15 protein-coding genes, 1 pseudogene and 1 other annotated feature are annotated in these 20,768 nt (G+C 42.3%); of the genes and pseudogenes, 5 read left to right on the top strand and 11 right to left on the bottom strand.

Annotated features, from left to right (window positions below; all coding sequences use genetic code 11):
* Positions 1 to 3: 3 nt before the first annotated feature.
* From QFZ72_RS07930 to tyrS, 8 genes are all read right to left on the bottom strand, one after another.
* Positions 4 to 1,182 (bottom strand): YhfX family PLP-dependent enzyme, encoded by a 1,179-nt coding sequence (locus QFZ72_RS07930; RefSeq protein WP_307431593.1) that lies wholly within the window; start codon positions 1,180 to 1,182, stop codon positions 4 to 6.
* The gene (locus QFZ72_RS07925) at positions 1,163 to 2,278 is read right to left on the bottom strand and encodes an aminotransferase class V-fold PLP-dependent enzyme (RefSeq protein WP_307431591.1); all 1,116 of its coding nucleotides are present in this window, start codon (positions 2,276 to 2,278) and stop codon (positions 1,163 to 1,165) included. The genes QFZ72_RS07930 and QFZ72_RS07925 overlap by 20 nt, the downstream gene beginning before the upstream one ends.
* 15 nt (positions 2,279 to 2,293) lie before the next feature.
* Positions 2,294 to 3,205 (bottom strand): phosphotriesterase family protein, encoded by a 912-nt coding sequence (locus QFZ72_RS07920; protein WP_307431589.1) that lies wholly within the window; start codon positions 3,203 to 3,205, stop codon positions 2,294 to 2,296.
* Between the two features lie 12 nt (positions 3,206 to 3,217).
* A complete protein-coding gene (locus tag QFZ72_RS07915; protein ID WP_307431586.1) occupies positions 3,218 to 4,516 on the bottom strand; it encodes a YhfT family protein in 1,299 nt (432 codons plus the stop codon).
* A 26-nt stretch (positions 4,517 to 4,542) separates the two neighbouring features.
* A complete protein-coding gene (locus QFZ72_RS07910) occupies positions 4,543 to 4,905 on the bottom strand; it encodes a DUF2620 domain-containing protein (RefSeq protein WP_307431583.1) in 363 nt (120 codons plus the stop codon).
* 15 nt (positions 4,906 to 4,920) lie between these two features.
* Positions 4,921 to 5,265, bottom strand: coding sequence for a PRD domain-containing protein (locus QFZ72_RS07905; RefSeq protein ID WP_307431580.1), 345 nt, complete (start codon positions 5,263 to 5,265; stop codon positions 4,921 to 4,923).
* A gap of 54 nt (positions 5,266 to 5,319) precedes the next feature.
* Positions 5,320 to 6,246 carry a GntR family transcriptional regulator YhfZ gene (gene yhfZ / locus QFZ72_RS07900; RefSeq protein WP_307431577.1) on the bottom strand — a complete coding sequence of 309 codons (927 nt, stop codon included), beginning with the start codon at positions 6,244 to 6,246 and terminating at the stop codon, positions 5,320 to 5,322.
* 316 nt (positions 6,247 to 6,562) lie between these two features.
* Positions 6,563 to 7,831 carry a tyrosine--tRNA ligase gene (gene tyrS, locus QFZ72_RS07895; RefSeq protein WP_307431574.1) on the bottom strand — a complete coding sequence of 423 codons (1,269 nt, stop codon included), beginning with the start codon at positions 7,829 to 7,831 and terminating at the stop codon, positions 6,563 to 6,565.
* Positions 7,832 to 7,881: 50 nt separating this feature from the next.
* Positions 7,882 to 8,111 (bottom strand) — a binding site (T-box leader).
* 139 nt (positions 8,112 to 8,250) lie between these two features.
* On the opposite strand from tyrS, the gene QFZ72_RS07890 reads away from it, so the two are divergent.
* A complete protein-coding gene (locus QFZ72_RS07890; RefSeq protein WP_307431571.1) occupies positions 8,251 to 11,211 on the top strand; it encodes a transglycosylase domain-containing protein in 2,961 nt (986 codons plus the stop codon).
* Positions 11,212 to 11,347: 136 nt separating this feature from the next.
* Here QFZ72_RS07890 and acsA read toward each other — a convergent pair whose 3' ends face one another.
* Positions 11,348 to 13,066, bottom strand: coding sequence for an acetate--CoA ligase (acsA, locus tag QFZ72_RS07885; RefSeq protein ID WP_307431568.1), 1,719 nt, complete (start codon positions 13,064 to 13,066; stop codon positions 11,348 to 11,350).
* A 163-nt stretch (positions 13,067 to 13,229) separates the two neighbouring features.
* Here acsA and QFZ72_RS07880 point away from each other — a divergent pair, with 163 nt between their 5' ends.
* From QFZ72_RS07880 to QFZ72_RS07870, 3 genes are read left to right on the top strand one after another with little or no spacing between them, the layout of a single operon-like run.
* Positions 13,230 to 13,862 carry a GNAT family N-acetyltransferase gene (locus tag QFZ72_RS07880; RefSeq protein ID WP_223437310.1) on the top strand — a complete coding sequence of 211 codons (633 nt, stop codon included), beginning with the start codon at positions 13,230 to 13,232 and terminating at the stop codon, positions 13,860 to 13,862.
* Between the two features lie 40 nt (positions 13,863 to 13,902).
* On the top strand, positions 13,903 to 14,547 hold the full coding sequence (locus QFZ72_RS07875) for an acetoin utilization AcuB family protein (RefSeq protein ID WP_307431565.1): 645 nt from the start codon (positions 13,903 to 13,905) through the stop codon (positions 14,545 to 14,547).
* The gene (locus tag QFZ72_RS07870) at positions 14,544 to 15,719 is read left to right on the top strand and encodes an acetoin utilization protein AcuC (protein WP_373464446.1); all 1,176 of its coding nucleotides are present in this window, start codon (positions 14,544 to 14,546) and stop codon (positions 15,717 to 15,719) included. Before QFZ72_RS07875 ends, QFZ72_RS07870 begins: the two co-directional genes overlap by 4 nt.
* A gap of 194 nt (positions 15,720 to 15,913) precedes the next feature.
* Here QFZ72_RS07870 and ccpA read toward each other — a convergent pair whose 3' ends face one another.
* Both ccpA and QFZ72_RS07860 read right to left on the bottom strand, forming a co-directional pair.
* Positions 15,914 to 16,918, bottom strand: coding sequence for a catabolite control protein A (gene ccpA, locus QFZ72_RS07865; protein WP_307431562.1), 1,005 nt, complete (start codon positions 16,916 to 16,918; stop codon positions 15,914 to 15,916).
* A 314-nt stretch (positions 16,919 to 17,232) separates the two neighbouring features.
* Complete coding sequence (locus QFZ72_RS07860) at positions 17,233 to 18,309, bottom strand: bifunctional 3-deoxy-7-phosphoheptulonate synthase/chorismate mutase (protein ID WP_307431560.1); 1,077 nt, start codon at positions 18,307 to 18,309, stop codon at positions 17,233 to 17,235.
* 311 nt (positions 18,310 to 18,620) lie between these two features.
* Between QFZ72_RS07860 and pilM the strand changes: the two are divergent.
* A pseudogene (gene pilM / locus QFZ72_RS07850) lies at positions 18,621 to 20,745 on the top strand (pilus assembly protein PilM).
* Positions 20,746 to 20,768: the final 23 nt, after the last annotated feature.

The following is a 20,768-nucleotide window of genomic DNA, read 5'->3' as shown; positions in this document are numbered from 1 at the left end:
TTCCTACACCCCTCTTCTCTGAAAATGAACCACCTCAGGAGTTTTTGAATCTGCATTTTTAAGAAAAGCCACGTGGGATCTCGTAACAAAAATTTGCGTTCGGAAAGCGTAAAGAACCGTATCTCCAACATTCATCTTTGGACCCCGCTTCAAGCTTCCGTAGTAATCAATGTTTTCTGTAGAAGCCGTATGAACCGCTGTTTCCTGATCCAAACGATCTCCAAAGAGTGCCTTTTTCATATTGGAACGGGCATAAAACCCGCCTGCAATGGTGTACGCCTGATCTTCATCCATATGCGAGATTTCCGATAAATAAGCCATGCACGGTTTCTCTATCAGATTTTCAGTATACGCATGCAGAGGAGTCGTTCCCGTCAAGGCGTGACCCGGCTCACCGTGCGTAATTCCATATTCGCGAAGAAGGGGCATCGTATGGCAGCAAGTGGAACTCGGCGCATTAAGATGAATTACTTCTATTCCCTGGTTAACAAGAATATCTCTGGATTTTAGCAGGGTTTGCAAATTACTGGTGAATTCAAAATCGGTTTTGGCCTTGTTCAGCTGCAAGACCGGAAAACAGGTTGCTCCAATGACGTTTATTCCAGACATCAGCTGCAGCTCACGTATACTCGACTCTAAGTTGTCAATTAAAAATCCGCCGTATTGACCCGGATAAATGAAATCATGCTGGCTAATCACCCTTAATATAACGTTCTGTTTCAGTCCCAGTTTGAAGGCTGCATCTGACAGCTGTCTGGCTCTTTCCAGGGAGAAAAGTGTGACCACTTCAGGCCGGAGCTGTTTTAGGACCATTTCCCATTGATTTTTTCCGGGCTGTACAAGATGGCCAAGGTTCCCTATTTTGCAGCCTGCCTCTGAAAGATTGAATGCTTCATCAATATCAACTGCAACCGCTTTCTCGATACCGTTTCGCTGGATGGTCTTCCCGACAAAACCGCTTCGTCCAATTTGTTTCGTCATATAAAACAGCTTAACGCTGTTTGCCTCGGCTGATTTTGCAAGAGCCCGTACATTTGCCTTAAATGAGTCCAAGTCGATGACGTACGTATTCGGAGGGATAGAACCACTCTGATGCAAGGCAGCTGCTGCCTTAATTAATGCAGGGTTTCGTTTCTGTATCATGTCTAAGAACAAGGCTGTCTCATCCCCTAACGATTTCATTAACTGAAAGCTCAAGTATCCGTAAAATGGTTTCCGCAGATGCTTTCATTGGATTGATTCTCAAACCGTATTCTCTTAATTGAGGCTGGCTTTCTAAAAAGCTCCCGGATACGCGATAAATCATTGGCAGAATATCGTACTTTGATTCTGCTCCGACTGGATAGGTTGCCGCTCCGAATGAAGAGGCTTTTTCAATCACTTTTGGTGCGATCGGTGCTGAAAGTTCAACAATCACATTCTTTGATTGAGAGTTTGTGATATACGCTTCTTTAACAAATGAAAAACCTCCATGATTAAGGTTTTCGCATAACTGCTCCACCTGTTCATTCTGAATAGCCAGCATAACTGGAGCCACCGTCATGGCCCGCAGCAGTTCATGGGCTTCGTGCCCCTGGACCTGACCGCCTCCGGAATAATTGGTTTGATGTATTTTTTCAATGATTTCACTTGAACCGAGAATGAGGCCGATGCCTTCAGGGCCAAGCACTTTAAATCCGGAAAAAGTAGAAAGGTGCGCTCCATACTCAACGCCAATGCCCTTCATTTTCATTGCACAGTAGTTATCATCAACCAAAATGATGACATCCGGCCTTGACTTTTTAACAAGAGCAATTATTTCTTCTAAATCATAAGTATCGGTCGGCTGCTGTCTTGCATGCTGAATGTAAAATACCTTTATATGCAGCTTTGTTTCTAATGCATTTTTCACATTGTCCATCTGATTGAAATTTACAGCCTCTTGCTTGAGTCCCATCATTCGAAACGTTTCTTTTGTGGTCATGTACATCGGTGCTTCATGGACAAAAATAGAATCTCCCGGCTCCGCTATCATACTAAGCGCAATCCTGATCGCACCGGAACCGCTTCCTCTTACAAGAGCGCAGTCCTCGGAATCAAACACGTTCGATAACACCTTCTCGGCAGCTGCTGTTGTCTTCGGGCGGTGATAATCCGGATGAAGCCCCACATCTCCTGTTTCAAAAAAGGCATTGTTTCGAAACACCTTCGTCATTTCATCAATCAGTTTGAATTGAAGTTCTTTTGCCTCTTCCATCGTCCGATTAATAAGTATGGAATTTGCATATTTTAACGCCATTTTCCATCATCCTTCCTAACCGATGCTGAATGCCTTTTGAGGATTGGTTACAAGCAGTTTATTTATAATAGAGCCGCTGACTCCATGGCTTTTCAGTGCCGGTATAAACGACCTGAGAACTATATCATATCCCTGCCCTCCGAGCGACTTTAGATGGGATTTCCTTGTCAGGTCACTAGAGAGCAAGAGCTGATTTTCAAAACCTTTTTCAAGAAATGTGAGCAAAGACCGGATCCGGTCTTCATCCGCCCGGTAATTTTCTTTGCCGATCGTATCCATCGCCGCAAATGCTCCGCTGTTCAATACTTCCAGCACAACTTCATCGTTCGTATTCAGATCCTGATGGCCGATGATCACCTTTTCAAGAAACAGACCTTCTTTTTGAAAAAGATCGATCTGCTCTAGGGCACAAGTGCCGAGCGTTGTATGGGTGGAGAGCGGAAGCTTTGTGGTTTTGGCCGCTTCGATGGCTCCATGGAAAAGCTCGGTTTCGATCGGTTTAAATTCATTCAGACTGCTTCCGATCTCACCGATTACCCCCGGTTTAATTCCTGTATCTCCTATTCCCTCTTTGATTTCCGTGATCATCCACTCTGCAAATTGATCCCGATTCCATTCCTTTTTGTCATCCGGAATGAATGGATCCTTATAGCAGCCCGTACTCGCAATGATTTGCAGACCAGTTTTCCGGCTAATTTCCGCAAGCTGCTCTGCGTCTCTTCCCATCCCCTCATTTGTGACTTCTACAATCGCTTTGCCTCCAAGAGCGGCAAAACTTTCTAAGTCTTCCATGATGAGTTCAATATCCTGCAAGCAAGTATCTTCGTTCTTTTTCACTCTGCTTAAGTCCACATATAGATGTTCATGACAGGCACACACACCTAACTCCTGCGGCTCCAGTTTACCTAGAACGGTTTGAATATACATTGAAAAGCCTCCTTATCCTGCGGGCGGTATGTAGAGCCCAAGAAGTACCAGGATGTTTCCGATAATTCCTACTGCAATTGCTCCAACAGGCCCAACTGCCATACGGACGATTGGACGTCCAGCTGCTTCATTCAGTAAATAGATCCCGGCAATGGCGAAGAAGCCCAGACCTGGAACAATGGCATTCGCAGCATTTGCGCCTCCAATGAGAAGGGCCACTTCCAACACGCGCGTCATCGCTGTCCTGATGTTTTCACCAGATGCCCGAATACCGGGATAGCGGTCGAGAACTTTTGCTAATTGAGTCAAAATCATCACTTCCACTAAGATGATGACAGCTCCTAAAATAGCCGCGATGATTGGATTTGGGGAGAAAATTCCAGCCCCGAAAACGAAGGTAAACCCTACTGGACCATATACCCCTGTAGCAATCGCTGTACTTGCGATCAGTGGAACGAATCCGATTGCTTTTGCAAGAGAGGCAATACCGCCTTCGGCAATCTTCCCTTCCGATAGCAGGTTAAGAGAGATCGGGTCGCCGGCGATTAAAAGCTGGCTCGTAGCTGCGGCTACAAGTCCGCCGCTTATCATAAGTACCCATACATATTTTTTAATTTTCGAGACGCGTTCTGTGAACAATGCCGCTAAAGTGGACAGGCTCTTCTCATCCGACTTTTCCCGTACAGCAAATGCGATTAAGAAAATCATTCCGATGATAAGAGCAATCCCTTCCGGACTTAAAACAACTTGCGTCCCATTGATGCTGATCAGCTTTTCCGTGTTCGCAAAAACGATAAGCTGTCTTGCAATAGCTGCCACAATAAACGTCAGAATCCCTTTTTTAATTCCAAATTGAAGAGCAACAGCGATGGCCGGAAACACCATGAAGGAAACGACAACCGGTTCGCCGATTTTATTAAATCCTTCAGCGAAATTCAGCGGCAGCATCGCAAATGCATCGACGACAACTTGCAGACCATAGTAAATGCCAGCGCCATATAAAGCTCCGGCAGCCCCTGCGAGCACGGAATTAATTTTTCCTCTGTTGAACGCAAGACCAATGATGTCTGTACCAAGCAAAATACTATGAATAAGAATAATGCTTCCCGCAATTGAAATCGGAATCCCAAACCCGATGACAAGACCGAAACTCATGGCAAAGGCGGTAACCCCAAGCTCTTTTCTGCTCATCCGCCCTTCAAGATTTTCCGGAACAATCGGTCTGAGCCCATCGTTAAATACCGCAATCCCTAAATTTGCCATGACGGCTGCTAGAGCCCCAATACAAGCCATTAAAATTACTTCTACCATCTCTCTTCCCCCATCCCCATATCAATCTATTTGTTTTTTAGTAAAGCCTCCATTAAATACTCAACAGCTTTCTCCTTGTGATCCCCAGTAAATCCAAAAGCTGTTGCCCCCTGATCGACTGCTAACTGCACGTTTTCTTTTAGCGGAGTCTTGCCGGGCATAGAGATGGTTGCGCACTTTGGTTTTCCAAGCAGCGCTATTGCCATAGCCAAAGCTCCCCCTCCTCCGGTATGGCAGGCGCCGACGTAATAATCCGCTCCCCCTGATTTCAGCAGCATCGCCGCTTCTAAATCAGCTTTCACGGTTACTTCTACCTGCTCTCCTCCGTATTTCTTAACTAAACTCTCAATCTCTTTTTTCTCAACCTGACCGCCTACTACAATTTTCATTCTTTATTCCTCCCTTTATGCTGTTAATGCTGTTACAAAGTGCATATATAGAAACTCTTTTTCTTCTTTTGGTATGGTGATGCTGCATTCGCTTTCAATCCAATTGACTCGTCTTTGCGCTTCTACAAGATTTGGAGAATTATATATTTCCGCCATAATCGATGATGGCGGAGCATTCAGCGGTTCGTTTCTCTCCACCCTTGTCACTGCCATGGCCAAATGAGTAATGAGCATTTGATAGTTAGCAGCTTCCGTTTGAGACACGTATGCATCAATCGTTTTATGGCAGATGATTTGAGCATTTTCTGTAATGGCATCCGTTGATTTAAGTATTTCGAGTCTTTCAAACAGTTCTTTCATGATTGCGCCCCTCCCAATGTACAATAAATTGTATTTTGATTATAAAAGGGATTCTTAGTATTTCGGAATGTAATCCCCTTTTTCCACCAGTGATTGTATTCTTTTAATCTCATGTAAATCCAAATGCTGCAGAATATACTCCGCCTTTTTGTTTTCTTTTCTAATGACGCAGACAGCTTCACCTATATTCAACTCTTCTTTTTTTGCTATTTCAGAGGAAAGCGGTATCGTATTGTATAACCCACTGTCAATTTCATCAATGTTCCAAATGGTCGCATCAATCGTTTTCGCTCTTAAATGCTGTAGAAGATGCATGTAATTGAGCTCAACAAACTCTACCTGTTTTTCATTTGTTTCCGCTTTAACGAGAATTTTTTGATCGGTTGAATTATGGTCAATTCCTACCTTCATGCCATCTTTGATTTCAAGATTTCCCTTTTCGGAAAAGAAGACCGCGTGCTTTGAAACATACGTATGGCTCCCGAAAGCGAGAGCAATAGAAAGATCCGGGTCCTGTTTCAATGCTTCTGCTGCTGAGAATTTGGAAACAAGGGCAAAGTCGTATCTCCCTTTGCTCACTTCATCAATTCTCAGTTTAGCCCCTCTCATGAAAGCAATGCTTAAATTCAATTGGTTTTCCTCAAATTGAGACGTAAGACCGGATGCCAGCCCTTCATATTTTTTGGAATACGGCAAAGGCATCACTCCGGTCATTCTTTCAGCACCGCAATACTTGAACAAAGAGGGGATATTTTTCTTCCTTAAAAAGGTACCCATATGTCCTTTAGGTTCAAGACTAATGCTGCCGGTTTGCTCTAGATATTTCAGGGCTGTCTGTACTGTTCCCCTGCCAACATTAAATCTTTCTGAAAAATCTCCTACTTTTGGTATCCGCTCATTCAGTTCAATAAATAATAGATCCTCTGCTATTTTCTGCAAAATTAACCCCTTTTTAGAAAGGAGCGACTCAAAAATCTCCATAGCACCACTCTTGTACAATTATTTGTATATTCATTCATTGATGCAAATTTACCATATATTTAAGCTGTTTACAAGATTGATTTTTCTGAATAATTTGTTAAAAATGTATTGTCTGCTCCTTTTTATCTTTTTGTTAACGAAGATTAAACTTAATATGTAATGTATATCGTATAAATCAAGTTAATCTATAAAAAATCCTTTAAAATAAAAAAATAGCACATCAATTAGACTGCTAATTGATGCGCTATTTCTTAGGTTTATTGAAGTGTGGTTTGCACCTTTCAACCTAACCCGTTACAGCAAGTGAGGCTTTTCATCAGTTCTTGTATTGAATTAACGTGTACTTCTTCTTCCCTCTGCGGATAACAGTGAATTTGCCGTCAATGCGGTCGTCTGCTCCAAGGACTTTGTCCGTCTCCTGGATTCGCTCGCCATTGATGTATACCGCTCCATTTGAAACATCTTCTCGTGCCTGGCGTTTTGAGGGAGAGATTTTTGCATTGACAAGCAGGTCGATTAAGCCGATTTCTAGTTCTTCGGCTGTAAATGCAGGTACATCTTTAAAGCCCTGCTCAATCTCCTCTCCAGTCAGCTCTTTAATGTTTCCGCTGAAAAGCGCCTGAGAGATTTTGATTGCTTGCTCCAAAGATTCTTCTCCGTGTACTAGCTTTGTCATATCCTCGGCAAGTGCTTTTTGTGCAGCGCGATTTTCTGGTGCATTTGTCAGTTCTTGTTCAAGTGCCGTAATCTCTTCATGAGAAAGGAATGTAAAGAACTTGATGTATTTGATGACATCGCGGTCATCTGTATTGATCCAGAACTGGTAGAACTCATAAGGAGTCGTTTTTTCTTTATCGAGCCAGATAGCTCCGCCTTCTGTTTTGCCGAATTTTGTACCGTCTGATTTTGTAACCAATGGAACAGTTAATCCAAATGCTTTTGAATTTTCCTCAGATTTGCGGATCAGCTCAAGTCCAGCCGTAATATTTCCCCACTGATCGCTTCCTCCAATTTGAAGTTTGCAGCCAGCGGATCTGTATAAATTTAAAAAGTCATATGACTGCAGAATCATGTAGCTGAACTCTGTGTAGGAAATTCCTGATTCAATTCTTGAAGACACCGTATCCTTTGCAAGCATGTAATTAATACCGAAATTTTTTCCTACATCCCTTAGAAACGTGATCAAATCCATAGATCCGATCCAGTCAAAGTTGTTGGCTAGAGTAGCAGGATTTTCACTTGAGGGATCAAAATCAAGGAAACGGGAAAGCTGATCTTTAATTTTGTTTGTCCACTCCTGCACAATATCAGAAGTATTAAGCGTTCTTTCTGCTTTCTTTCCGCTTGGGTCGCCAATTAAGCCAGTTGCTCCGCCGACTAAAGCAATTGGGCGGTGTCCTGCCTGCTGAAAGCGGCGAAGAGTTAATATCGGAAGTAAATGCCCGATGTGCAGGCTGTCTGCCGTCGGATCGAAACCAGAATATAATTTTACTGATTCCTCTTCTAATAACTTTCTCAGACCTTCTTCGTCTGTCATTTGATTAATTAATCCTCTGAACTGCAAATCATTCAATAATTCACTCATTCTGATTAGCTCCTTTTTATCATAAAATACAAAAAACACCCCTTCAAAAATGAAGGGGCGTGATTACGCGGTACCACCCTACTTAGGAAAAAGATAAACTGATTCCTATCTCGGCATATATAACGGCATTCTAACCGTCTTTCGCTATTCGGCAATAGCTGCCTTTCACAAAAGAAGCTCCTGGAGGTAATTCATGATTCATCTGTGTGCTGATTTTCATCGGCCATCAGCTTTCTAAAACAGGGAGATGTTCACTACTAATTCCATTCAAAGCATTTTCAATTCTAATAAATCTTTTTTACCATATAGAATGTTCCTTGTCAAACGATTCATCAGCATCTGACAAGATCATACAAAAGTACTGTTTTTATATGATATAATTGAGTGGGTGTATTGTATAGGGGGGGGATGATAAATATATGGATAAATTCAAAACTTGGTACAGCAAATTTATGCCTTACAAACATAAAACAGTAAAAGGGTTTAACATTACATACGGGGTCGTCTGGAACCTGATGCTGATCTTTTTTGTCATCGGTTTAATTGCCGCATCGTTTGGCGGCGGACTCGGTGCAGGGTACTTTGCATCATTGGTTAAGGATGAACCTCTCCGCACTTATAGTTCCATGAAAAAAGATATTTATAATTACGAAGAAACCTCGCAGATTTATTTTTCTGATTCGGTGTATTTAGGAAAGCTCCGTGCAGATATTGAAAGACAGGAAGTAAAGATTGATGAAATTTCAAAGCATGTAAAGAATGCCGTAATTGCTACAGAGGATGAATTTTTTTATGAGCATGACGGGGTTGTCCCTAAAGCGATTATGCGCGCCCTTTTTCAGGAAGTGACAAATTCCTCTAATCGTTCTGGGGGGAGTACACTTACACAGCAGCTGATCAAAAATCAAATTCTAACAGATGAAGTTTCTTTTGACCGCAAAGCAAAAGAAATCCTGCTTGCTCTCCGCCTTGAGCGCTTCTTTGAAAAAGAGGAAATCCTGGAGGCTTATCTGAATGTAGCTGATCTGGGCAGAAATGCTTCCGGCCGAAATATAGCGGGAGTTCAGGCCGCTGCACAAGGTATTTTCGGTGTGGATGCGAAGAATTTATCTCTTCCTCAATCTGCTTTTATTGCAGGTCTGCCACAGAGTCCTTTCGGCTATACCCCTTTTACAAACAGGGGAGAAATAAAGGAAAACCTGGATGCAGGAACGTCCAGGATGAAAACTGTTCTTAGACGCATGTATGCAAAAGGCTTCATCTCGCAAAAAGAATACGAAGAAGCAGCCAAATTTGATTTAAGGAAAAGTCTGGCCAAGGCCAAACCTTCCTCTATAGAACAATATCCATGGCTCACTTACGAAATTGAAGAACGCGCCGCTGATATCATCTTAACGCAGCTGGCTGAAAAAGACGGCCACAAAATGGACGAACTGAAAAAAAATAAAGAATTGTACGCAGAATACAAAGCCCTTGCTGACCGGAACTTGCGTCAAAACGGCTATAAAATTCATACAACCATTCAAAAAGATATTTATGACAAAATGAAAACCATTGCTGAATCGTATGAATACTACGGCAGCGATAAGACCGAAGTGAAGGTAGACAAAGATACCGGGAAGAAAATACAGGTTCAGGAGCCCGTTGAGGTTGGAGCTGTTTTAATTGAGAATAAGACAGGGAAAATCATCAGCTTCGTTGGAGGAAGAAATCATAAAAGAGAACAAGTTAATCATGCGACAGATACTCCCCGATCAAACGGATCGACGATGAAGCCCCTGCTTGCTTATGCTCCTGCAATGGAATCAGGCGCCATCCAGCCAGGTTCAGTACTTGCAGATGTACCGCTGCAAATCGGCGAATGGAGCCCTAAAAATTTCGATGGCCGCTTCCATGGATTTACAAGCGCCCGTTATGCACTTGAAAAGTCTTATAATATACCTGCCATTAAGTCGTACTTAAAAGTGATGGATCAAAATCCTCTTAATTATTTAAAGAAAATGGGAATCACAACTATCTCTAAAAATGATGGCGGTCCAGCTACTTCAATTGGAGGGCTTACTAATGGCATAACCGTCGAAGAAAACGTAAATGCCTATGCAACCTTTGCAAATGGCGGAAAGTTTATCGATGCTTATCTCATTGAAAAAATTGAAACAAAATCAGGCGAAGTCATTTATCAGCACAAATCAAAAGCAGTTGATGTATTTACACCTCAGACTTCCTACTTAACAATCGATATGATGCGCGATGTTATTAAACAAGGAACGGGTACAGCCGCTAAGAATTATCTCTCATTCAGTGCAGACTGGGCAGGAAAAACAGGAACAAGCCAGGAGTATAAAGATATATGGTTTGTCGGAACGAATCCAAATGTCTCGTTTGGAACGTGGATAGGATACGACACCCCTAAATCAGTTGAAAAAGATTATAAAGGCATGTCCTACAGCCGCAGAAACATTCTTTTATGGTCAAAGCTGATGAATGCAGCCCATGAAGTTAATCCGGGTCTTATTGCACCGAAAGAAACGTTTAAAATGCCCGGCGGAATTGTTCAGAAATCATATTGCGCACTGTCCGGGGATCTGCCTTCTGCCATGTGCCAGCAGGCTGGACTTGTTGCTACAGACCTCTTTAATGCGAAGTTTGTTCCGACAAAAACAGATGACAGCTTAACATCAGGAAAGTATGTTTATGTAAAAGACAGAGCATACCAGGTACCCCCTTCTGCTCCTTCTGAATTTGTTCAGCAAGGTGTGATGTTAAAAAAAGAAATTCTGCAAAAGCATAATTTAAGCAGCTTCAGCGCTTTAAAAGAACTGCTGCCAAACAAAACAAACTGGGGCAATATCGTTGTAACGGATGGAAATCAGATCAGCGACAACGGATCAGCTCCATCACAAGTATCCGGAGTAAGAATCAGCGGCGGGCGCCTGAGCTGGAACACGAGCGGTGATTCAGATGTAATAGGATACCGCGTTTATGCTGCCGGTAACTTTTCTAAGAATTTCAGAAAAGTAGCAAGCATCCCAGCTTCGAAAAGCCTGTCAGCATCTATTGGAGGTTCACCTGCTGCCTACTATGTAGCCGCAGTTGACGTAGCAGGAAAAGAATCACCTGCATCTGCAACGGTAACAAGCGGATCCTATCAAGCTCAGAAGCCGGCAACAAAGCCTGCTGATCCTAAGCCCACAGATCCGAAACCAGCTGAACAAAAACCCGCGGATCCAAAGCCTAATGATCCGAAACCAGCCGAACCAAAACCGGATCCAAAGCCTAATGATCCGAAACCAGCCGAACCAAAACCGGATCCAAAGCCTCCTGAAAAACCTGCAGATAACGGAGAGCAGACTCCTCCGGAAGAAAAACCGAATGGCTGACCTTGTTCGCAGATTTCAGGATGGACGTTGCTGCAGCTGTACTGCGCAGAACACATTAAAATGCAAAAGTCATATTAATAGAATCCCAAAAAAAGCTTGCAGAATGTCTGCAAGCTTTTTTAATAGATTCTAACTATTAATCTTCCATTGTCGACAAATCGCCAGTCGGCAAGTCGAGCTCCCATGCTTTTAAGACGCGGCGCATAATTTTTCCGCTTCGAGTTTTTGGCAGTTTATCTCGGAATTCAATTTCACGCGGAGCAGCGTGAGCAGCAAGTCCCTTTTTAACAAAGCTGCGAATTTCCTCTTTGAGGTCATCTGTTGCTTCGTACCCATCCCGAAGAGCAACAAATGCTTTTATAATTTCCCCGCGGACTGGATCCGGCTTACCGATTACACCAGCTTCGGCAATGGCAGGATGTTCAACAAGCTTGCTTTCGACCTCAAATGGGCCGACGCGCTCGCCTGATGTCATGATTACATCATCAATTCTTCCCTGGAACCAGAAGTAGCCGTCTTCATCCTTGTACGCTGAGTCACCCGAAACATACCAGTCCCCAGGCATAAAATAAGACTCGTACTTTTCTTTGTTGTTCCAGATTGTATGCATCATGGAAGGCCAGCCTTTTTTAATGGCCAGATTCCCCATGCGGTATGGCGGAACTTCATTGCCCTGGTCATCAACAATCGCAGCCTGAACGCCTGGAATTGGTTTCCCCATAGACCCCGGCTTGATTTCCATAGATGGATAGTTGCAGATTACCTGTGCACCCGTTTCTGTCATCCACCATGTATCATGAATACGATTGGCAAAGACTTTCATCCCCCATCTGACAACTTCAGGGTTTAATGGTTCACCAACGCTCAAGATGTGTCTCAATGAACTAAGGTCAAACTGTTTCACCAGCTCATCCCCCGCACCCATAAGCATGCGGAATGCCGTTGGTGCACTGTACCATACCGTTACTCCGTAATTCTGGATCGTTTCATACCATTGTTCAGGCTTAAATCTGCCCCCTACGATGACGTTTGACGCTCCGTGCAGCCAAGGTCCAAAGATGCCGTAAACGGTCCCTGTAACCCAGCCTGGATCAGCTGTACACCAATAAACATCATCTTCTTTTAAATCAAGAACCCAGCTGCCGGTCTGATAATGCTGGATCATTGCCTGATGAACATGCAGAACACCTTTCGGCTTGCCTGTGGAACCGGATGTATAATGCAGCAGCAGGCCATCTGTTTTTTCTACCCATTCTATTTCAAGCTTTTTGCTTGCTGTCTTCATTCTTGTTAAGAAATCTATGTATGGACCATCTTCATGAACATTGTCCCCTACGAGAACAACATGCTTTAGAGCAGGCAGATCATTAAATGGAACTCTTTCAAGAAGCTCTGGTGTTGTGACAATGACTTTCGCCTCGCTGTCCTTCAGGCGGTCACTCACTGCTCCCTCCATAAACGCCTCAAATAAAGGACCGACAATGGCACCCAGCTTAATTGCTCCAAGCACCGTAAAATACAATTCTGGAGTTCTTGGCATAAAGACGAATACACGGTCGCCTTTTTCTACGTCTGCACATTGACGAAGAATGTTTCCTGCTTTATTTGAGTGATCCTTCATCTCTTTAAACGTATACTTTTCTTCTCTTTCAGGGTCACGGTAATATAAGGCTACCTTGTTTTTCCGGAATGATTCTGCATGTTTGTCAATTGCTTCGTATGCAGCATTAATTCTTCCTGTTTCAGACCACGATAAATGCTTTTCTGCTTCTGCCCAATCAAAATTTTCGTAGGCTTTAGCATAGTCTTCTAGATTGTGGTTCCCCTTTGCTGCTGGCAGCGCTTCCAACCTCATCCTTAACTCCCCCTTATTCAGTATATACATTCTCTATTATAGAACAGATTCTATCTTTTCTCAATTTTTAAAAAAATCACAGTTTTTTAATGTAACCGCTTCATTTATTGTATTTTCTAGTATAATAGATTTATGTCCAGCATCAATAGAAGGCGGTGAATGAATGGAACATCCTAAAACTTATAACGCAAAAGAGATTAAAACTCCTTATGGGCCGCTTATTATAGAAGGTCCCATAAAAGCCGAGAAACTGGCAGGTCTTGAATTTCATCATGATCTGGTAGCTTTCAGACAGCCTGAGCAGCAGCACAAAGCTTTAATTGAGATAGCTGCTCTGCCAGAAGGACGAATTATTATAGCCAGAAATCGCCATACCATAGTCGGGTATGTTACATATTTATATCCAGATCCACTGGAAAGATGGTCAGAAGGCAAGATGAAAAACCTGATTGAACTTGGCGCAATCGAGGTGATTCCTGAATACCGGGGCTATTCTGTCGGAAAAAATCTCCTGAGGGTTTCCATGATGGATGATGCAATGGAAGATTATATTACCATTACGACAGAGTACTATTGGCACTGGGATTTAAAAGGTACAGGCCTTAATGTGTGGGAATACCGGAAAGTGATGGAGAAAATGATGAATGCCGGCGGCTTGGAGTGGTATGCAACAGATGAGCCCGAAATCAGCTCCCACCCAGCAAATTGCCTGATGGCTAAAATCGGAAAAAGAGTGGATCAGGATTCAATTCAGCAGTTCGATCAGCTCAGATTTAAAAACCGGTTTATGTACTGATCTTCTTTCGTTCACGCTTTAAAACAAAGGGGTTATAAGTATGATAGTTGAACAAATCATGAAGAAAGATATTGTGACACTCACACCTGATGCAACAATTGCAGAAGCAATTAAAAAAATGGCTGAACACCGGATTCGCCATATCCCGATTGTAGCTGAAAATGACCTCCTTGCCGGGATTGTCTCCGACCGGGACATTAAAGATGCTAGTCCTTCCATCTTTCAGCTGAGTGAAAATAAAGAAGCCTTGAATACACCTTTAAAATCAATCATGAAAACAGATGCCATTACAGGCCATCCTCTTGATTTTGTCGAGGAGATTTCCTCTATTTTTTATGAGCACAAAATTGGATGTCTGCCTATTATTAAGCATGGAAAATTAGTAGGGATTGTAACAGAAACTGATTTGCTGCATACCTTTGTTCAGCTGACAGGGGCCAATCAGCCCGGCTCCCAAATCGAGGTAAAGGTTCCAAACGTGGCGGGCATGCTTTCTGAGGTGTCTGATGTTTTCAGAAAAAGCAAAGTAAACATTGCCAGTGTTCTTGTTTATCCTGACAAAGACGAACGGTTCAAAGTTCTTGTATTCAGAGTGCAGACCATGAATCCCATGGCATTGATTGAGGAGCTTGATAAAGAAGGATATACCGTATTATGGCCTAACATCCCGGGGATTTCATCATGAAAGAAAATATTTTCATCTATTCTCCTCTTTTTCAGCAATATAAATTCAGCCAGGATCACCCGTTCAATCAGCTGCGGGTGGAATTAACATATGACCTTCTGAATAAGATGAATGCATTGTCAGATGATGAGCTGGCAGCACCAAGAATAGCGACGGATGAAGAACTCGCTCTTGTTCACGATCAAAAGTACATTGATGCTGTCAAAAAAGCAGGTTCGGGAGAATTAGATCCAAAAGAAGCGCTTAATTATGGAATCGGGACTGAGGATACACCTATTTTCAAGAACATGCACGAAGCAAGCGCGCTGCTCGTCGGAGGTACTTTGACCGCTGTTGAACACGTAATGGAAGGCAAAGCTAAACGGGCTCTGAACCTCGGAGGCGGCCTGCATCACGGCTTCCGCGGAAAAGCTTCAGGCTTCTGCATTTACAATGACAGTTCCGTCGCGATCAAATATATACAGGAAAAATATCACGCAAAAGTTTTATACATTGATACAGATGCTCATCATGGAGATGGGGTGCAATGGACGTTTTATGATGATCCAAGTGTCTGCACATTATCCATTCATGAAACGGGCCGCTATTTATTTCCTGGGACAGGCAATGTTACCGAACGGGGTGCAGGACAGGGCTATGGCTACTCTTTTAACATTCCGCTGGATGCATTTACAGAAGATGAATCATGGATCGATGCCTACAGACAATCTATAAGAGAAATTGCCGCTTTCTTCAAGCCTGATGTCATTCTTACACAGAATGGAGCAGATGCGCATTTCTACGATCCTTTAACCCATTTTGCAACAACAACTGCCATTTTCAAGGAAATACCAAAAATAGCTCAGGAAATTGCGGATCAATACTGCGGCGGGAAATGGATTGCGGTTGGAGGCGGAGGCTATGATATCTGGAGAGTCGTCCCCCGGGCTTGGGCCATGATCTGGCTGCAGATGAAACAGCAGACTGTAAACGGCCCTCTTCCAAAGGAATGGATCAAACGCTGGCAGCCAGAAGCACCCGTTACCCTTCCCTCTATATGGGAAGACAGCAAGGATCAATATAAAGCCATTCCAAGAAAGCTTGAAATAGAAGAGAAAAACGCACAAACTGTGGAGAAAGCTCTATTTCCACTCCGTCAAAATCATGGAAAAGACAGAAAGACACTTTCATGAACAAAGGCGCAATATGTTTATTTCACAATCCACAGCCTATAAATTTTTATCATTTCCAAAAACAAAACTTGAAAGCATGGACCAAACAGATCCATGCTTTTACTTTTTAGTAAGGCTAACATCTTATTTCATCTTTTTTCAATATTAAAGAAAACAAAAAGAGCATCAGCTATAACAGCCAATGCTCTTCAATATTAAGCTCTAGTTGATTGTCTGATTTCAATTCGATGCGGAAGCTCAACAATATGATTTTCAACTTCTTCTTTGTTCATCAGTTTAGTCAGAAGGCGCATCGCTACAGCACCGATATCATATGTCGGCTGGACAACTGTTGTTAATTGAGGACGAACCATAGTTGCTAATTTCGTATTATCAAACCCGATGATTTCAATATCGTTCGGAATAACATAGCCATTATCCTGCGCTGCATGAACGACTCCTAATGCCATTTCATCTGTGCCTGCAAAAATAGCTGTAGGCTTATCCGATAATTCGTTAATTTTTTCGAATGCTTCTAGACCTGAATCATAGGTGTAGTCACCTTCCGTAATTAAATCTTCATCAACGGTAATTCCTGCTTCAGTCAGTGCACGGCGGTATCCGTTCATTTTCATCTGTTTATTAATTGGCTCTTCCATTGGACCAGTCACATAGCCAATGCGTTTATGCCCTTTTTCAATCAGCATGGAAACAGCATCAAATGTTGCCTGTTCATAATTAATGTTAACTGATGGTGTTACCTCATTCACATCAATTGAAGCAGCAAGCACAATCGGTACAGGAGAACGTTTAAATTCTTCTACATGCTCATCCGTAATATTCCCGCCCATGAAAACAATGCCATCTACTTGTTTGCCAAGCATTGTATTAAGCAAGTGTAATTCTTTATCACGGTTTTGATCAGAGTTACTCAAAATAATGTTGTACTTGTACATTGTCGCAATATCTTCAATACCGCGTGCCAGCTCAGCATAGAAAGTGCTTGAAATATCAGGAATAATAACGCCTACTGTTGTCGTCTTTTTGCTTGCAAGTCCACGTGCAACAGCATTTGGGCGATAGCCTAGACGATCAATTGCTTCTGATACTTTCTTGCGTGTTGTTGGTTTTACATTCGGATTGCCGTTTACAACCCGGGAAACAGTAGCCATTGAAACATTTGCTTCGCGGGCTACATCGTAAATTGTAATATTATTCATTTTCTTACACTCCTTCTGGTTCCTTATCTATGTATAGTTAGCATTTACAATTTTTAAAGTAAAATGTCACCATAATGACGATTTATGTACATAATGATACGATACTATGAAAACGTAAGCAATCTATTTACAGTGTTTTTATCTAAGAAGATCTATTTTGTTCAAGATTGAGCAAACTTTATGATAAATTTCACTGTTTTTAATCTTAAAGAAAATACAGGAAAAGTGCAAGTCAATATCAAAAAGGGTGACTCGCGAGATAGAATGTTTCACACATTCTACTCTCGAGTCACCCTGAGTTTTGTTTTGTTTTGTTATGCTTTTACTTTTGTTAATGGTCTAATTTCATTCATGAACTCTGCGAACTGATCGAAATCCATTTGCTGAGCTGAATCAGAAAGCGCGACTGCAGGATCCGGATGAACCTCAGCCATTACGCCGTCTGAACCAATCGCAAGCGCTGCTTTAGCACAAGGAATAAGCAAGTCGCGGCGGCCAGTTGAATGTGTAACATCAACCATTACCGGCAAATGTGTTTCTTGTTTTAGAATCGGCACAGCTGAAATATCAAGTGTATTTCGAGTGGCTGTTTCGTATGTGCGTATACCGCGTTCACAAAGAATGATTTGATCGTTTCCTTGTGAAATAATATACTCAGCTGCATTTACAAACTCATCAAGTGTAGCAGCAAGGCCTCGTTTTAATAAAACAGGCTTTTTAACCGCACCGGCAGCTTTTAATAATTCGAAGTTTTGCATGTTGCGCGCTCCGATTTGGATAACATCAATGTATTGAATGGCCGTTTCGATGTCCGCAGGATTGACAATTTCACTGATAACAGCCATATCATATTCATCTGCAACACGTTTTAAGATTTTTAAGCCTTCAAGACCAAGACCCTGGAAATCATAAGGGCTTGTGCGTGGCTTGAATGCTCCGCCGCGCAATAAGCGGATTCCCTGTTTTTTAGCCTCTTCTGCAACAGCAGCTACCTGCTCGTAGCTTTCAACTGCACAAGGCCCAACAATCAATACTTGGCTGCCGTCGCCAATTTTGACTCCTTTAACATCAACAATTGTATCTTCAGGCTTCTTTTTGCGTGATACAAGAAGCGCTTTGCGGTGATCGTCTTCCTGCAGCTCCAAGCTAGCTTTAAAGATCTCTTTAAAAATATGCTGCAATGTGGAGTCTTCGAAAGGCCCATCATTGTTCTCTTTAATTTTATTAAGCATTCTTCGCTCACGGACGGGATCATATCGATTAACGCCCTGCGCTTCCTTGGCTTTACCTATATCCTGTACTAGCTTTCCTCGCTCATTAATCAGCTGTAAAATCTGCAGATTAATCTCTTCTGCTCTCACTCGCAATGCTTCTAACTCGGCGTTACTCATCTCTCTCATCCTTTCGCGTTTTTTAAAATTGAAGAAAATCATATGAAAAGCCGAAATCCGGCTTGTACATGCATCCCTTCAAAACTAGTGGTTTAGCGTGATGCAAAGCTGCACCAGCTTTCTTAAAAAAAGAAAATATGATACATTTTCTTTAGTAATTAGTGATAATTATATACAAAATCCTTCGTGTTGTCACGCATTTTTCTTTAACATTTAAACGCTTTTAAGTGATAAAGCGTTTTTTTGAGTGATCACAATGCTGATTTATCTTGTTTTTTGAGTTTTATAGTTTAATAAAAGAGGTGCTCATTTTGAGAAAAGAGACTTATACATTTGCATTGGATATTGGCACCCGCTCAGTAGTTGGTTTATTATTATCCGAAAAAGGCGGCACCTATGAAGTCATTGACACAGTTATTCAGGAACATGGAGAGCGCTCGATGCTTGATGGACAGATTCATGATGTCATCGCTGTTTCGAACGTGATTGCCTCTGTTAAGGAAGAGCTTGAAAAAAAGCATGGCCCCCTTCGCGAAGTTTGCGTGGCTGCAGCAGGCAGAGCTCTAAAAACCGTACGGGCAGGCAGAAGCTCAGATCGAAATAGGGGGCAAACCCATTATTCAGACAGAAACGGTTTTTCACCTCGAGCTGATGGCCGTTCAAGAAGCTCAGAAACAGCTTGCCCAAAAAGAAAAAGCCACGCAGGAGTATGATTGTGTCGGCTACTCTGTTATTCATTATAAACTCGATTATCAGGAGATTGGCAGTTTAGTAGATCAGCAGGGCAAGGTTGCCTCTGTTGAAATCATTGCGACTTTTTTGCCTAAAGTTGTTGTAGAGTCTCTCCTTGCTGCCTTAAATAGAGCAAACCTGGAATTGAAAGCATTGACTCTGGAGCCCATTGCGGCAATAAACGTTTTAATTCCTTCCTCAATGAGAAGATTAAATGTTGCTCTTGTAGATATAGGGGCAGGTACATCTGATATCGCGATAACAAATGAAGGAACTGTCACGGCGTACGGAATGGTCCCAATGGCTGGAGATGAAATAACGGAAGCGATTTCTGATCAGTTCCTATTGGATTTTCACGATGCTGAATGGGCAAAAAGAGAGCTGAATATATCTGAGAGCATCCTTGTTAAAGATATTTTAGGATTTGAAAATGAAGTCTTAAAAGAAGAAGCTATTACGCAGATTCACAGTGCCATTGACAGACTCGCAAATGCGATAAAGGAAGAAATTTATTCTTTAAACCAGGAGTCTTCTCCAAAAGCAGTCATGCTGATTGGAGGAGGGAGCTTAACACCCAAGCTTCCAGAATTGATCGCCGAAAAACTGAATCTGCCATTAAACAGGGTTGCGATAAGAGGAATTGACGCCATCAAGCAGCTCAGGTTTGCAGAACATCTGAAAACAGGTCCAGAACTTGTTACCCCCATCGGAATCGCCATTTCTTCCAATCAAAATCCGATACAGTATGTCAGCGTCAAAGTAAATGGACGCTCAGTCCGGCTGCTGCATATGAGAAAACTGACGGTTTCAGACAGTCTGCTCTCTTCAGGAATACAGCTGAATAAATACTATGGAAAGCCAGGACTCGCATTTATTGCAGCATTAAACGGACAATCTATAACAATACCAGGCACCTATGGCGAAGCACCTTTGCTCTTTAAAAATGGAAGAGTATGTTCAGTTGATGAGGAAATCATAAATGGGGATGAAATCATAATTGAAAAAGGGAAAGACGGCCGTTCACTCAATGTCGCCATTTCTGATTTAATTGATGTAGTTCCAGCAAAACAAGTCATTTTAAATGGGGAACGGGTTCAAGTTGAGGCAAATCTTGCATTAAATGGAGAGCCTGCTTCTTTAACGGATCTGATAGCTGACAGAGATTCGATCACTTATTCGTTTCCTGATCAGGTAAAAGAGATTTTGCCTGATGAATTCTCCTTTGCGCCATTTCATCTTTCAGTGGACGGCAGCAGGACAAAGGTTGATGCATTCTCTGGAAAAATCCTGATCAATCACGTTCCTGCCATGCCAACATCTCGATTTGAGGAATGGGATCAAATAACAGCTGTAAAAACAGAATCGCCATCTCTAAGCCAAGTGCTGGCCGAGCTTAAAATAACAGCATATGAATCTCTGACAGTTCTCTATAACCAGAAGCCGCTGACGATTAAGAAGATGATGGCTGAAGTTTACAGGGACGAAATGCTTCTTTCCTTAGAGGATAAAATTAATAATGGCGATCATCTAACCATCAAGAAGCAGCAAGCAAGTTCATTTATTTTTCAGGATGTTTTTACTGCTGTCGACGTGACTATTCCATCAGAGGGAAGCAATAAATTCCTCCTGTTAAAAAATGAAAAAGAAACAGCATTTCATGAAGAATTGCTGCCTGGTGATCGGCTAAGTATTAAATGGTTCTGAGAAAAACGGAACCGACTGTTTAG

Origin of the sequence: Bacillus sp. V2I10 (assembly GCF_030817055.1) — a bacterium.
Classification (GTDB): Bacteria; Bacillota; Bacilli; order Bacillales; family Bacillaceae; genus Bacillus_P.
The sequence above is the reverse complement of the archived record's forward strand: the minus strand, read 5'-3'. Positions and strand labels throughout refer to the sequence as shown.